Source organism: Streptomyces griseus (genome assembly GCF_001715295.1).
GTDB classification, from domain to species: domain Bacteria; phylum Actinomycetota; class Actinomycetes; order Streptomycetales; family Streptomycetaceae; genus Streptomyces; species Streptomyces griseus_G.
Genome location: NZ_MDKB01000001.1, coordinates 769,059 through 783,680 on the forward strand (window position 1 = coordinate 769,059; position 14,622 = coordinate 783,680).

General features: G+C 72.8%; 13 protein-coding genes. 8 read left to right on the forward strand and 5 right to left on the reverse strand.

The annotated features are described in order from the left end of the window. Window positions 1-119 precede the first annotated feature (119 nt). Window positions 120-1,916 (forward strand): gamma-glutamyltransferase family protein, encoded by a 1,797-nt coding sequence (locus BA175_RS02865; RefSeq protein WP_069169594.1) that lies wholly within the window; start codon window positions 120-122, stop codon window positions 1,914-1,916. Window positions 1,917-1,961: 45 nt separating this feature from the next. Further along, window positions 1,962-2,798 (forward strand): inositol monophosphatase family protein, encoded by an 837-nt coding sequence (locus BA175_RS02870; protein WP_069169595.1) that lies wholly within the window; start codon window positions 1,962-1,964, stop codon window positions 2,796-2,798. 46 nt (window positions 2,799-2,844) lie between these two features. Here BA175_RS02870 and BA175_RS02875 read toward each other — a convergent pair whose 3' ends face one another. Further along, on the reverse strand, window positions 2,845-3,663 hold the full coding sequence (locus tag BA175_RS02875) for a nucleotidyltransferase domain-containing protein (protein WP_069169596.1): 819 nt from the start codon (window positions 3,661-3,663) through the stop codon (window positions 2,845-2,847). 86 nt (window positions 3,664-3,749) lie between these two features. Between BA175_RS02875 and BA175_RS02880 the strand changes: the two genes are divergently transcribed. Continuing rightward, on the forward strand, window positions 3,750-5,165 hold the full coding sequence (locus tag BA175_RS02880; protein WP_069169597.1) for a phytoene desaturase family protein: 1,416 nt from the start codon (window positions 3,750-3,752) through the stop codon (window positions 5,163-5,165). Between the two features lie 169 nt (window positions 5,166-5,334). On the opposite strand, the gene BA175_RS02885 is transcribed toward BA175_RS02880, so the two are convergent. Further along, a complete protein-coding gene (locus tag BA175_RS02885; RefSeq protein ID WP_069169598.1) occupies window positions 5,335-6,912 on the reverse strand; it encodes an MDR family MFS transporter in 1,578 nt (525 codons plus the stop codon). 76 nt (window positions 6,913-6,988) lie between these two features. Then, window positions 6,989-7,597, reverse strand: a complete 609-nt coding sequence (locus BA175_RS02890) for a TetR/AcrR family transcriptional regulator (protein ID WP_069169599.1) — start codon at window positions 7,595-7,597, stop codon at window positions 6,989-6,991. Window positions 7,598-7,827: 230 nt separating this feature from the next. Between BA175_RS02890 and BA175_RS02895 the strand changes: the two genes are divergently transcribed. Further along, the gene (locus BA175_RS02895) at window positions 7,828-8,826 is read left to right on the forward strand and encodes a dihydroxyacetone kinase subunit DhaK (RefSeq protein WP_069169600.1); all 999 of its coding nucleotides are present in this window, start codon (window positions 7,828-7,830) and stop codon (window positions 8,824-8,826) included. 55 nt (window positions 8,827-8,881) lie between these two features. After that, window positions 8,882-9,547, forward strand: coding sequence for a dihydroxyacetone kinase subunit DhaL (gene dhaL / locus BA175_RS02900; RefSeq protein ID WP_069169601.1), 666 nt, complete (start codon window positions 8,882-8,884; stop codon window positions 9,545-9,547). Between the two features lie 64 nt (window positions 9,548-9,611). Here dhaL and BA175_RS02905 read toward each other — a convergent pair whose 3' ends face one another. Then, window positions 9,612-10,292 (reverse strand): HAD family hydrolase, encoded by a 681-nt coding sequence (locus tag BA175_RS02905; protein ID WP_069170300.1) that lies wholly within the window; start codon window positions 10,290-10,292, stop codon window positions 9,612-9,614. 541 nt (window positions 10,293-10,833) lie between these two features. Between BA175_RS02905 and BA175_RS02910 the strand changes: the two genes are divergently transcribed. The 3 genes from BA175_RS02910 to BA175_RS02920 all read left to right on the forward strand — a co-directional run bounded on the left by BA175_RS02910 (window position 10,834) and on the right by BA175_RS02920 (window position 13,679). Beyond that, window positions 10,834-11,514 carry a ScbR family autoregulator-binding transcription factor gene (locus BA175_RS02910; RefSeq protein WP_069169602.1) on the forward strand — a complete coding sequence of 227 codons (681 nt, stop codon included), beginning with the start codon at window positions 10,834-10,836 and terminating at the stop codon, window positions 11,512-11,514. A 156-nt stretch (window positions 11,515-11,670) separates the two neighbouring features. Further along, complete coding sequence (locus BA175_RS02915; RefSeq protein ID WP_069169603.1) at window positions 11,671-13,143, forward strand: DNA-3-methyladenine glycosylase 2; 1,473 nt, start codon at window positions 11,671-11,673, stop codon at window positions 13,141-13,143. Window positions 13,144-13,160: 17 nt separating this feature from the next. Then, complete coding sequence (locus tag BA175_RS02920; protein WP_069169604.1) at window positions 13,161-13,679, forward strand: methylated-DNA--[protein]-cysteine S-methyltransferase; 519 nt, start codon at window positions 13,161-13,163, stop codon at window positions 13,677-13,679. 106 nt (window positions 13,680-13,785) lie between these two features. Here the strand turns inward: BA175_RS02920 and BA175_RS02925 are convergent, their stop codons facing one another. Then, window positions 13,786-14,370: a TMEM165/GDT1 family protein gene (locus tag BA175_RS02925; RefSeq protein ID WP_069169605.1), complete on the reverse strand. Its 585-nt coding sequence runs from the start codon at window positions 14,368-14,370 to the stop codon at window positions 13,786-13,788. Between the last annotated feature and the right edge of the window lie 252 nt (window positions 14,371-14,622).

A 14,622-nucleotide genomic window follows, 5' to 3' on the forward strand; every position in this document is an offset into this window, starting at 1 on the left:
AGCCTGCTCGACTGTCAGGTGAACGACCTCGCAGGGGGAGACTCGTCAGAGTCTCCCCCTGCGAGGTCGTGAGCCGTGATCGGACCGCTCGACAGGTGCAACGGGCAAGGTGATGCACGATGTTCACGACCCGACCCACCCTCCAGGGCACCTTCGGCATGGTGTCCTCCACCCACTGGCTCGCCTCGCAGTCCGCCATGGCCGTGCTCGAGGACGGCGGCAACGCCTTCGACGCGGCCGTCGCGGCCGGGTTCGTCCTGCACGCCGTCGAACCCCATCTCAACGGGCCCGCCGGCGAGGTCCCCGTGATCCTGGCCCCGCACGGCGGCGAGGTCCAGGTGCTCTGCGGGCAGGGGCCCGCGCCCGCCGGCGCGAGCGCCGGTCACTACCGGGCGCTCGGCCTCGGTCTGGTCCCCGGCACGGGCCCACTCGCCGCCGCCGTCCCGGGGGCGTTCGACGCCTGGATGCTGCTGCTGCGCGACCACGGGACGTCGAGCCTCGCCAGGGTCCTGCGGTTCGCCGTGGGGTACGCCGAACACGGGCACCCGCCCGTCGAACGGGTGGGACGGACCGTGGAGGCCGTCCGCGAGCTGTTCGAGACCGAGTGGACCTCCTCCGCCGACGTCTACCTGCCCGGCGGTACACCCCCGGCCCCCGGGAAGCTGTTCCGCAACCCGGCGCTCGCCGCGACCTGGCGCCGGCTGATCGCCGAGGCGGAGGCGGCCGGCGGGAACGACCGCATCGCCCAGATCGAGGCGGCCCGGACGATCTGGCGCGAGGGTTTCATCGCCGAGGCCCTGGTCCGCCAGGCCGGGGTGCCGACCATGGACACCAGCGGCCTCCGGCACACCGGCACGCTCACCGCCGCCGACCTGGCGGGCTGGTCCGCGTCCTACGAGGCGCCCGTCACCTACGACTGGAACGGCTGGACCCTGGCCAAGGCCGGCGGCTGGAGCCAGGGGCCCGTCTTCCTCCAGCAGCTCGCCCTGCTCCCCGCCGAACTGCCCGCGTACGGCACGGCCGACTACGTCCACCTCCTCATCGAGGGCTGCAAACTCGCCATGGCCGACCGGGAGGCCTGGTACGGCGACGCCGCCGACGTACCCCTGGACGACCTGCTCTCCGAGCGGTACAACGCCGCGCGACGCGCCCTGATCGCGGCCGAGGCCTCCCACGAGCTGCGCCCCGGCAGCCCCGGAGGCCGCACGCCCGTCCTCGCCGAGCACGTCCGTGCCGTCGCCTCCGGACTGCACGTCACGGGCCCCGAGGCGCCCGGGGCTGGTGAACCGACCGTCGCCCGGAACGGCACCACCCGCGGCGACACCTGTCACATCGACATCGTCGACCGGTGGGGCAACATGGTCGCCGCCACTCCCAGCGGCGGCTGGCTCCAGTCCAACCCGGTCGTGCCCGAGCTCGGCTTCCCGCTCGGTACCCGGCTCCAGATGGCCTGGCTGGAGGAGGGCCTGCCCAACACCCTCACCCCGGGCCGGCGCCCCCGCACCACCCTGACCCCGTCCCTTGCGCTCCGCGACGGCGTGCCGGTGATGGCGTTCGGCACGCCGGGCGGCGACCAGCAGGACCAGTGGCAGCTGCACTTCTTCCTCGCCGTCGCCCTGCGCCCGAAGGTACGCGGCGGCCTCGACCTGCAGGGCGCCATCGACGCCCCGAACTGGCACAACGAGAGCTTCCCCGGCTCCTTCCACCCCCGAGGTATGCGCCCCGGCGGCGTGAGCGTCGAGGAGCAGACGGACCCGCGTATCGTCGCGGAACTGCGCCGACGCGGCCACGACGTGGTGGTCGGCGAAGCGTGGTCCGAGGGCCGGCTGGGCGCCGTCGCCCGCGATCCGGGGACCGGGGTGCTGTCGGCCGCCGCCAACCCGCGTGGCATGCAGGGGTACGCCGTCGGCCGCTGAGTGCCCTCCGCGGAACACGGCGGCCCCGCGTGCTTAGCTGGACACATGATCGATGACTTCCTTGCCGAGAGCGCCGGACACCTGACCGAGGTCGAGGCGGCGGTGCGCGCCGCGGTCGCCGACGAGATCCTGCCGCGCTACCGACAGCTCGCCGCGCACGAGATCGTCGAGAAGAGCGGCCCGCACGACCTCGTGACAGCCGCCGACCGGCTCGCGGAGGAGCACCTCACCGCCTCCCTGACCAGGCTGCTGCCCGGCTCGGTCGTCGTGGGCGAGGAAGCGGTGCACGCCGACCCGGCGGTGTACGAGGCACTGGGCGGCGACGCCCCCGTGTGGATCGTCGATCCCGTCGACGGCACCCGCCAGTTCGTCCACGGCGAGCCCGGATTCTGCACGCTGGTGGCCCTCGCGCACCACGGCGAGGTCTTCGCCTCGTGGACGTACGCCCCCGTGCTGGGCGAGTGCGCCGTGGCCGTGCGGGGCAGGGGTGCCACGCTCAACGGCACACCCCTGCACAGCGGTTCGCCCGCGCCCGGCGCCGTGCTCAGGGTGGCGATGTCCCACCCGGACTACACCTCCGACGCCCAGAAGCGGGCCCTGCTCGGCCTGCACACCGAGGGGATCGACGCCCGCGCGTGCGGATCGGCCGGCCTCGAGTACCTCGCCGTCGCCAGCGGCGCGCAGGACGCCGTCGCCTTCAACTGGGAGTTCGCCTGGGACCACGCGGCGGGCCTGCTCCTGGTCACCGAGGCGGGCGGGGCCCAGGCCACGCTCTCCGGCGCCCCGTACCGCCTCACCGGCGGCAACGACCTGCCGTTCACGGCGGCCCGGGACGCGGCGACGGCCCGACGGGTCCTGGACGCCCTGCGCGCCGGCGTCTGAGCCGCGGGCCCCGGGCCGGTCCGCGGCGTCCCGCCCGGCCCGATACTCACGGCCCGCCGAGCACCTCCCGCACCTCCCGTACGACACCGGCCGCCGTCTCCACCGCGTCCGGATCCAGGGCGCGCAGGGCGCCCGAGACCCTGTCCGTGAAGCCTTCGGGCGTGTCCGGAAGAGCGGCCGCCGCCGCGAGGGCGCCCTTCTCGTTCAGGCACCAGACACGGTGGTGGGCGTGGAGGGACTGGGCGAGAACGCCGAACGCCCTCGACAGGCAGAGGGCCACGTGGAGCGTGTCCCCGGACCCGGCCGACTTGCGGGCCGCGGCCACCGAGAAGTCCGCCTCCCACGCCGCCTCCACGAGTGCCCGGCGCAGGGGCTCCGGATATGTGCGGGTCTCCTCCTGGAGGGACGCCAACTCGCCGTAGGGGTCCTGGAGTACGCGGCCGAGCGCCACCTCGCCGGCGTAGCAGGGGGACCAGAAGCCCAGCGGGTGGCCCGGCTGGACGCCCACCTCGAAGCGCCCCTCCCGGCAGTCGGACCAGACGGCCTCCACCCGGTCCAGGTCGCGCAGGATCCAGTCGACCGCGAGCCCGTCCACCGTCAGCCACGCGCCCCCGTTCACCCACGGACCCCAGCCGCCCGGACCGGCCACCTCGACGGGGGATCCCTGCGCCTCGGACGCCAGGGCGGCCAGCCCCACCGTGTCGGGGGCGCCGCGGTAGTAGACGCCGAGGTCCCAGTCCGAATCCGGACGGTGTGCGGAGCGGGCCCGGCTTCCGCCCAGCACGACGGCCCTGACACCGGGCTGCCGGGCGAGCCGGGAGGCCGTCGACGCGACGGCGGGAGGGAGTACCGGATCGCTGCTCATCGTACGGGACAGTACCCGCGGCCCCGTTGTCCGTGCGCCCGAATATCCTGGACGTCCTGGCCGTCGGCTGACGAAGGAGTCCGAAGGTGCCATCGATGCTGGATGCCGTCGTCGTGGGGGCGGGACCCAACGGACTGACGGCCGCTGCCGAACTGGCCCGCCGCGGCTTCGCCGTGGAGGTCTTCGAGGCCATGGAGACGGTCGGAGGCGGTGCGCGCACCGAGGAGCTCACCCTCCCGGGCTTCCGCCACGACCCGTGTTCGGCCGTGCACCCCCTGGCGATCGGCTCGCCCGCCTTCGCGGCGATGCCGCTCGCCCGCCACGGCCTGGAGTGGGTACAGCCGCCGCTGGCTCTCGCGCACCCCTTCCCCGACGGTTCCGCCGCCGTCCTCACCACGTCGGTGGGGGAGAGCGCCAGCACGCTCGGCCCGCACGACGCGGGGGCGTACCGCAGATTCGTCGCGCCCTACCTCGGCCACTGGGACACCCTCGCCGAGGACTTCCTGCGCACCCCCTGGGACGGGCTGCCCCGGGACCCGTACCGCTGGGTGCGGTTCGGGCTGGACGCCCTCCAGCCCGCCGCACTCGCCTCCCGGCGTTTCCGGGGCGAGAAGGCACGCGGGCTGATCGCCGGGCTCGCCGCGCATGCCATCGCGCCGACCAGCGGGATCGCCACGACCGGGATCGCCCTGCTGTTCGCGCTCGCCGCGCACGAGAAGGGCTGGCCCGTGCCGCGTGGCGGCTCGCAGGCCATCTCGGACGCCCTCGCCTCCTACCTCCGCGAACAGGGAGGCACCATCCGTACGGGCACGGAGGTCAAGCGCCTCGACGAGCTCCCGCCCGCCCGCGCGTACGTGTTCGACACCTCACCCGCCGCGCTCGCCCGGATCGCCGGGCTCGGCGGCGCCTACCGCCGCTACCGCTACGGCGCCTCCTGTTTCAAGATCGACTACGCGCTGTCGGGCCCGGTCCCCTGGACGGCACCGGAGGCCCGCCGGGCCGGCACCGTGCACATCGGCCCCACGGCCGGTGAGATCGACGCCGCCCTGCGCGCCGCGGTGACGGGACGCGACCCGAGCGTCCCGTTCCTGATCACGGCCCAGCCGAGCCTGGTCGACCCGTCCCGCGCGCCCGAGGGCCGCCACGTCTTCTGGGCGTACGGTCACGTCCCGGCCGGCTGGGAGGGTGACGCGACGGAGGTCGTCGAGCGCCAACTGGAGCGGTTCGCCCCCGGTTTCCGCGATCTCGTCCTCGCCCGTTCGGTCGCGGGCCCGCCCCAGCTCGCGGCGCGCAACGCCAACTACGTCGACGGGGACATCGCCACCGGGGCGTTCGCGGGGCTCCAGACGGTGATCCGGCCCAAGCTCGCCCGCGTCCCGTACGCGACCGCGCATCCGGCGGTGTTCCTGTGCTCCTCGGCCACCCCGCCGGGACCCGGGGTGCACGGCATGTCCGGCCATCATGCGGCGAAGGCGGTGTGGCGGCGGCTGCGGGCCGAGTGACGGAGACCGGTGGGGCCGAGGGCGGGGGAAGAGAGCCGCACCCGGCCGCCGGATGACCGGGTCCGTGGAGGGGCGAGGTTCCGCGCCGGGCAGGCCGACGGCCTCCGCGCCCGCCCTCCACCGGCCGGTGGAAGGCGGGCGCGGCAGTGGCCCGGTACCCACGCGCGGCTCAGGGCGACGGTGTGAAGGGCTGCTTGCTCTCCTTGGCCAGCCGCTCCAGACCGCTCTGCGTCCTGAGCGGTTTCTCCTTGATGAACAGCACCACCACCAGCGCCAGGAACGCGAACGGCGCGCCGACCAGGAAGACGTCGGCGGTCGCGTGGCCGTAGGCCTGCTCCACGACCTCGCGCGCCTGAGCGGGGAGGGCCGTGAGGTCGGGGATGGCGTGGCTGCCGCCGCCCCCCGCTGCCGCCGCACCACCGAGCCCCTTCTCCAGCTCCTTCGTCACCTGGTGGGCCAGGACGGCACCGAGCGCGCTGGTGCCGATCGCGCCGCCCAGGCTGCGGAAGAAGGACAGGACGGAGGTGGCCGCGCCCAGTTCGGCGGCCGGTACGTCGTTCTGCGCGGCGAGCACGAGGTTCTGCATCAGCATGCCGACACCGATGCCGAGCACCGCCATGTAGAGGGCCAGGAGCCAGAACGGGGTGTCCGTGCCGATCGTGGCCAGCAGGCCCATGCCCGCGGTCATGATGACGCCGCCGGCGATCAGGAAGCCCTTCCACTTCCCCGTCCTGGTGATGATCTGGCCGGCCACCGTGGTGGAGACCATCAGGCCGAGGATCATCGGCAGGCTCATCAGCCCCGCGACGGTCGGCGACTTGCCGAGCGAGATCTGGAAGTACTGCGAGAGGAAGACCGTACCGCCGAACATGGCCACACCGACGAGGAGACTCGCCACGGTGGTCAGGGCGACGGTCCGGTTGCGGAAGATGTCCAGGGGGATCATCGGTTCCTCGACCCGGGACTCCACCAGGACGGCCAGGACGATCAGCACGACACCGGCCGTGACGAGGGCCCCGGTCTGCCACGACCACCAGTCGAACCGGCTGCCGGCCAGCGTGATCCACAGCAGCAGGGCGCTCACACCGGCCATGATGAGGAACGCGCCGAGATAGTCGATCTTCACCTTGCGGCGGACGACGGGAAGGTCGAGCGTGAGCTGGAGCAGCACGATCGCGAGCAGCGCGAACGGTACGCCGATGAAGAAGCACCAGCGCCAGCCCAGCCACGAGGTGTCGACCAGTACCCCGCCGATCAGCGGGCCCGCCACGGTGCCGACGGCGAACACGGCGCCGAACATGCCCGAATAGCGCCCGAGTTCACGTGGCGGGATGATCGAGGCCATCACGACCTGGGCGAGCGCGGTGAGGCCGCCGGCGCCGATGCCCTGGACGACACGGCTGACGATGAGGACGGTGACGCTGTCCGAGAACCCGGCGACGAGCGAGCCGATGACGAACATCCCCAGCGACAGCTGGATGAGCAGCTTCTTGTCGTAGAGGTCGGAGAGCTTGCCCCAGATGGGTACCGTGGCGGTCATGGCGAGCAGCTCCGCCGTGACGACCCAGGTGTACGACGACTGGCTGCCGTGCAGGTCGGTGATGATACGGGGCAGTGCGTTGGCGACGACGGTGGACGCGAGGATGGCCACGAACATCCCGGCCATCAGGCCGGACATGGCCTGGATTATCTGACGTCTCGTCATGGAGGGAGGCGCCTCGGGAGCGGGCGTCAGGGCAGCGGACATCGGTGGGCGTACCTCGGTTCTCTGAGGGGCGGTTGCTACGGGAGTGGAGGACGGGGTCGTCCCGGGCGGGGCGCCGTCAGCCCTGCAGCGCGGTGGCCAGTTCGGTGAACGCCTCGTCGTAGAAGGCCTTGAGGGGCCGAGCGCGTCCGGTGGCGGTCCACAGTTCGACGGCGGCCCGCACCGCGGCGAGGGTGGTGTGCACCAGGAGGCGTGGCCGCAGATCCGTGTCGACTCCCACGCCCAGCCGCTCGGCCACCGCGGCGATGAGGGCCTGCTCGTCGGCGCCGCGCGCCGCGAGGAACCGGGGGAAGAGCGACGGGGTGTGCTCCAGCACGGTGCACTGGAGCTCCCAGCGGCCGTGGCCCTCCTCGATGTGGGTCAGCTCCGCGGAGAGCGCCTCGCGCAGCACCGAGAGGGTGGTGCCTCCGGCCGTGGACCCGGTGATCGCCCGGCGGACGCGCTCGGTGCCGTCGGGGTCGGCGACGAGGATCGCGTCGTCCAGATGGCCGAAGTAGTTGAAGAACGTCCGCACCGAGACGCCGACCTCTGCGGTGACCGCCTCCACCGTCACCTCCTCGAGGCCGCGCTCGGCAGCCATGCGCAGCGCGGTGTCGGCGAGGGCGTCGCGGGTCGCGCGCTTCTTGCGTTCGCGCAGACCGAGGGGTGGGTCTTCCGGAAGGCTCATGAAGATGCATGCTATGCAAAAATGCACGCCATGCAAATTCACCCGTTCGCCTGTCCTCGCATCGGTTGCTCCGGCGGTAGAGACCGGCTGCCGTTGGTCGGGTAGTCTTACCGCAGCCGGTCGATACGCTGCGCGAGTTGCCGTATGCGCATCGTCACCCGCACCATGGAACTCTCGTCCGGACGCCGACTTGCCCGGCCTCGTGGCCGGGGACGGAAGGGGTGCCGCGTATGGCCAGGTACTTCGAGAACGGCGCCGGTGAACTCGTCCCCGACGCACTGTCCGGCTTCGCCCGTGCTCATGCGGATCTCGTGGCGTACGACTCCGCCGACGGGTACGTCACCGCCCGGCACCCCTCGCCGATGCGGCGGGTGGGCCTCCTCTCCGGCGGTGGTTCGGGGCACGAGCCCATGCATACCGGATACGTCGGCGCGGGGATGCTGGACGCCGCCTGCCCCGGGAGGATCTTCGCCTCCCCGCACAACCGGCAGATCTTCCGTGCGTCCCTGGCGGTGGCAGGCCCGGAAGGCGTGCTGCACCTCGTCAAGAACTACACCGGGGACCGGATCAACTTCGGTATCGCCGCCGAGCGGCTCGCCGACGCGGGAATCGCCTGCTCGCGCGTCCTCGTCGACGACGACCTCGCCTCCGACTCCGACGGGGTCGCCGCCGGGCGCCGCGGCACGGGTGCCACCGTGCTGCTGGAGAAGGTGCTGGGTGGCGCCGCGGACACCGGGATGGGCCGTACGGAACTGGTGGAACTCGGCACCGCCCTGGCAGGCCGGTGCCGTACGCTCGCCGCCGCGTCCGCCGCCCACCACGCACCGGCCACCGGCGAGCCCGCCTTCGCGCTGCCGCTCGGCGAACTGGAGTACGGCGTCGGGATCCACGGTGAACGCGCCGACCGTACCCGGAGCCAGGGGCAGGTGGGTGCCCTGGTGGAGGACATGACGGGCGCCCTGCTGGACGCCCTGCGGCCGGGGCCCGACGAACCCGTCGTCGCCCTGGTCAACGGCCTGGGCTCGGTCACCTCCCTGGAGCTGTACGGCATCTTCGGCGAACTGGGCCGGGTGCTGGACGCCCGTCGGGTGCGGCTCGCCCGGCACCTCGTCGGTGACCACGTCACGGCACTCGACATGCGGGGCTTCTCACTGACCCTCATGGTGGCCGACCCGGTCACGCTGGAGTTCTACGATGCGCCGGTCCACACCCCGGCACTGCGCTGGTGAGCGCCCGGCGGGCCGGGTTCCCGGCAGCCGTGGGCAGGAGCACGAGGAGGGCACGATGACGATCCCCGCTTTCGACGCCGCGCAGACCCGTGAGTGGACCCATCGCTTCGCCGAATCGGTGTACGCCACCGAAGCCGAGCTGACCGCGCTCGACCAGCAGGCGGGCGACGGTGACTTCGGGACCAATCTCGCCGCCGGAGTCCAGGCCGCCGGCCCGCTGCTCGAACGGGTGGGAGCGCGGTCCGGTCCGGCGGACGTCATGGGCGCCATGGCCACCGCCTTCCTCGACGAGATCGGGGGTACCAGCGGCCCCCTGTTCGGTTTGCTGTTCCAGGCGCTGAGCCGGGCCGCCGCCCGCTCCGGACCCGGCCTGACGACGGCCGCGCTCGCCGAGGGCGTCGCCGAGGGTCTGGCGGCCATCCGCCGTGTGGGCGATGCCTCGCCGGGGGACAAGACCCTGGTCGACGCGTTGTCCCCGGCCGTCGATGCGCTACGGGCCGCGGCGGACGCACCGCCCGCGGCAGCTCTGGCCACAGCGGCGGCCGGGGCATGGCGAGGGGTGCGGGACACCGCGGCCCTCACGGCGCGCATGGGGCGGGCGAGCTACCTGGGGGAACGGGCGACGGGTATCCCGGACCCCGGAGCGGTGGGCGTCGCGCTCTTCTTCGCCTCCGCCGGTGAAACCGTGCGGGCCCTCGAGCCCCATCTGACCCCCGGGTGACGAGCGGACCGGCCCGGAGTCCCGTAGCGCCAGGGCCGGACGGCCACCCCGGGCGGGCCCGGCTCTACTCGCCGATCCGACTGCGGGCCCACGAGACCAGCTCGGGGTCCGCGAGGCTCGCGACCCACAGGTCCGCCCGCTCCGCGTCCGCCCCCGGCGGACGTGGCCCGATGCCGATGACCCGCAGCCCCGCCCGGCGGGCCGACTCCATCCCGGTGAGGGAGTCCTCGACGGCCAGCGCCTCCTCGGGCGGTACGCCGCAGAGCCGCGCGGCCAGTGCGTAGACATCGGGCTCCGGCTTGGGCCGTACCTCCCCGCCCGGGACCACCACGTGGGCGAAGTGGCTCAGGAGGCCGGCCCTGCCGAGGCACCCTTCCACCATCTCCTGGGGGCAGTTGCTCGCCACGGCGAGCGGGCGGTGGCGAGCGGCCTGCCGGACCAGCGCGGCGGCGCCCGGCATCGTGACGGGGTCCTCGTCGACCAATGAGGTGAAGGTGCTGAGAAGCGTCTCGGTGAGGCCGTCCACGAGGTCCGGTTTGCCGGTCTCCTCGGCCATGAGCGCGCCGCACTCGGTGTAGTGCACGCCCTTGGCGCGGTCGGCGAAGCCGGCGGGTGGGGTCAGCCCGAAGACTCGGAAGGTGATGTTCCGGGCTTCCTGCCAGTGCCTTTCGGTGTCCATCAGGGTCCCGTCGCAGTCGAAGACGATGGCGGACGGGGACCAGGAAAGGATGCGATGAGCTGTCATGTTGCTGCCGTTCTCGGAGGCTGCGCCGACCGGTTCGTGCACAGGCGCAGGCAGGTGCCGGGAGGGGTGATCCACTCGCGGGAAGAAGCGGAAACGAGCGATGCTCCACGACTGCTGCGACCCCGTGGACATAGCTGAGCGCGCCGTGGGTGCGCCGTCCTGACGTGGGCCGTCAGTTCCGGTCGATGCGAAACATCGTGGCGGTTACGTTAATTAGGGCGCTCCGATGTGCGCAATCACCAATTCGAGTGGGAAGAAGGCGCCCGGGCGAAGGTGTCCGGCTCCGGGACGGGGTGCGGGCGAGGGAAACCGTGGGGCTGAGGCGTGGGTTACATGCCTGGTGAGAGGCGGTTCGGTGGTGCCGCCGCTTCGGTCGCGGCAGGGCTCCCGGTTTCCGATGAAACGATTCTGCCCGGCGCGGAGCCGGATTGCGCAAAGGCGGCCACACCTGCGGACGGGCGAAGAATAATAAGATCTTCGCGCGATGCGACTGCGTCCTCCACCGGGAGGGCCCGACTTTCCCGTCGTAGTGGTAGTACGTATGAGCGAAGGTGGAACTGAAGTGCAGGACAGGGCGCGTGCGACCCGCAAAGTATTGCTGGAATCGGCAGCACATCTATTTGTCGAACGGGGATATGCGGGAACGAGTGTCAATGACATAAGTGATCATTCGGGAAAAACCAGCGGAGCGATTTATTTCCATTACTCCAGCAAGGAGAAGCTGGCACTGGCCGTGGTCCGCGAGCGGTTCGCCACCTGGCCGCAGCTCGCCGCCCCCTACGCCGCACCGGGTGTTCCTCCGCTCGAGAAGCTGATCGTCCTCAGCTTCGGTGTTGCCAGGTCCCTCAGCGAGGATGTCGTGGCCCGGGCCGGCGTCCGGCTGTGGGCGGAGCGCCGCGGCATCGAGGCCACGGTGCCCACACCGTTCGGTGTGTGGGTGCTGGCTGCCACCCGGCTCCTCGCCCAGGCCCGCAGAAGAGGCGAACTCGCGGAGGGGGTCGAACCGTCGGCCACGGCCGTGACCCTCGTCTGCGCCTTCTTCGGGCACTGCACCCTGACCGACGAGTTGCCCGGCGGACACGCCTGGGGGGAACGGCTGGACCAGTGGTGGCTGCTGATGCTCAAGTCCCTCCAGAGGGACGCGGATCCGGCCGCTCTGCTCGCCCGCGCGCGGGCACGCATTCCCGTCGGGCGGGAGGACCCGGCCCCGAGCCGTACCTGACACCGGCGGAAGACCGGTGAAGGACGGCCGGCCGGAGGGCCACGGTCGGGCCGCCTTCTCCACGGCCGGGACGGCGGCCCGGAAAAGCACCGGCGGCGCGAGGCTCATGTCGGATTCCCGCCAGCCCTGCCGGTGCGGCTGCCGGATGCTGGAGTCATGCACACCGACACCGAGCGCTGCGTCCGCGCCGTCCGGTCGAAGGACGCCCGCTTCGACGGCTGGTTCTTCACCGCGGTCCTGACCACCCGGATCTACTGCCGGCCCAGCTGCCCCGTCGTGCCGCCCAAGGCCCGGAACATGACGTTCTACCCCAGCGCCGCCGCCTGCCAGCAGGCCGGGTTCCGGGCCTGCAAGCGGTGCCGCCCCGACACCAGCCCCGGCTCCCCGGAGTGGAACGCCCGCGCCGACACCGTCGCCCGGGCCGTGCGCCTCATCCAGGACGGCGTCGTCGACCGTGAGGGCGTACCGGGGCTCGCCGCACGGCTCGGCTACTCCGCCCGGCAGATCGAGCGCCAGCTGCTCGCCGAACTCGGGGCAGGACCCCTCGCGCTGGCGCGCTCCCAGCGCGCCCAGACCGCACGGGTACTCATCGAGACCACCGGCCTGCCGATGGCCGAAGTGGCGTTCGCGGCCGGATTCGGCTCCATCCGCACCTTCAACGACACGGTCCGCGAGGTCTTCGCCCTGTCCCCGGGTGAGCTGCGTTCCAAGGCGGCACCGGGCGCCGCGGCTCCCGGCACCTCCGGGGTGATCGCGCTGCGGCTGCCGTACCGCGCCCCGCTCAACCCGGGCAACCTCTTCGGCCACCTCGCCGCGACCGCCGTCCCCGGCGTCGAGGAATGGCGTGCCGGCGCCTACCGCCGCACGCTCTCCCTCCCGCACGGGCCCGGCATCGTGGCGCTGTCCCCGCAGCCCGGCCACATCGCCTGCCGGCTCTCCCTCAGCGACCCCCGCGACCTCACCCGGGCCATCAGCCGGTGCCGCCGGCTGCTCGACCTGGACGCCGACCCGGTCGCCGTCGACGACCAGCTCCGCTCCGACCCCCTGCTCGCCCCGCTGGTCGAGGCGGGCCCCGGGCGCCGGGTACCGCGCACGGTCGACGCGGCGGAGTTCGCCGTACGCGCGGTGCTCGGCCAGCAGGTCTCCACCGCCGCCGCCCGCACCCACGCGGCCCGTCTGGTCACCGCCCACGGCACCCCGGTCGAGGACCCCGAGGGCGGGCTGACCCACCTCTTCCCCGCCCCCGAGGCGCTGGCGGGGCTCGACCCCGAGGCGCTCGCCCTGCCGCGCAGCCGCCGTACCACCCTGACCACCCTGGTGGCCGCTCTTGCCGACGGGTCCCTGCACCTGGGGGAGGGCACCGACTGGGAGCGGGCGAGGCACGAGCTGAGCGCGCTGCCGGGGTTCGGGCCGTGGACGACGGAGGTGATCGCGATGCGCGGCCTCGGGGACCCGGACGCCTTCCTCCCCACCGACCTGGGCATCCGCCGGGGGGCCGAGCGGCTCGGACTGCCCGCGACCCCGGCAGCCCTCACCGCGCGCGCCGCGCGGTGGCGCCCCTGGCGCGCCTACGCCGTGCAGTACCTGTGGACCGTCGACGACCACCCGATCAACCACCTGCCCGCCTGACGGAGTGAGGACGCACCATGACCACCCCATCCACGACCACCAGGCAGCACACCGTCGTCGACAGCCCGTACGGGGCGCTGACGCTGGTCGCCACCGGCGGTGTGCTGTCCGGGCTCTACATGACGGGACAGCGGCACCGCCCGCCGGAGGAGACCTTCGGCGAACCGGACGGCCGGCCCTTCGCCGAGACGGTCCGTCAGCTCGACGCCTACTTCGCGGGCGAGCTGGCGGAGTTCGACCTGCCGCTCCACCTCCAGGGCACGGCCTTCCAGCGTGAGGTCTGGAACGGGCTGCGGCGCATCCCGTACGGCGCGACGCGGTCGTACGGCGAACTGGCCGCGGAGCTCGGCAGACCCCAGGCCTCCCGGGCGGTGGGCCTGGCCAACGGCAGGAACCCGGTCGGGATCATCGTCCCCTGCCACCGTGTCATCGGTGCGTCGGGAAGCCTGACGGGTTACGGCGGCGGGCTGGAGCGCAAGCGGCGGCTGCTCGCCTTCGAGCGGGGGACGGACGGCGGGACGCCGGCCTTGTTCTGATGTCCTGCCGCCCCCGTGACGGGCCGGCCGGTGCGGCTCCTCAGCGGGGGGCGGGCGCGGGGCCGGCCTGCGGGCAGGACCCCGGCCGCTGATCCCGGCACTCGGATCAGCCGGTGAAGATCTCGACGACCGACCAGATCGCGAGGGCGAGCATGCACAGGCCACCGATGCGCTGCACGGTCTTCAGCGGCACCCGCTTGGCGATGAAACGCCCGGCCAGCAGCGCCAGAGCGGACACCGACATCAGGGCGGCGGCCGCGCCGACGGCCGTCGACCAGGTGCCGTTGCTGGCGGCGAGGTTGGCGGTGGTGATCTGCGTCAGGTCGCCCCACTCACTGATGAAGACCGCCATGAACGCGGTCGAGTAGACCGGCCAGAACCCGGTCACCGTCCGGATCTCGTCCTCGTCCTCCTCGTCCGCGCCCCCGCTGCGCAGCAGCATGAACGCGCCGAAGGCGAAGAGGGCGGCCGAGACCAGCTTGACGATCCAGTCGGGGAGCAGGCCGATCAGTCCGCCGGCCCCGACCGCGATGGCGACGTGCACGACGAACGCGGACGACGTGCCGAACCAGACGTAGAGCGGGCGCATACGGGTGCCCATGGCCAGCGAGGCGAACATGGTCTTGTCGGGGAGCTCCGCGAGGAAGATCAGCCCGAAGGCGGTGAGGACCGCCAGGGGGTCGAGATGCATTCCGGGTGGCTTTCTGTGAGAGCCGGGCCCCGGGCCTTCCGCGAAGCGCCACTCGGGCTTTCGGAGGACCACTCGGCCCGGCATGACCGCAACACCCGCAGGGAAGCGGGCGTGTCATACCTGACCGAAGGTCTCGCCCGCCCGTGGGAACCACGAGCCCGGCCACCGGGAACCCGGGGGTTCCAGTGTGTCGACGACCGGTTTGCGGGGCTACTCCCCTTCGCAGCCGTCAACACTACCCCACCGGGCACC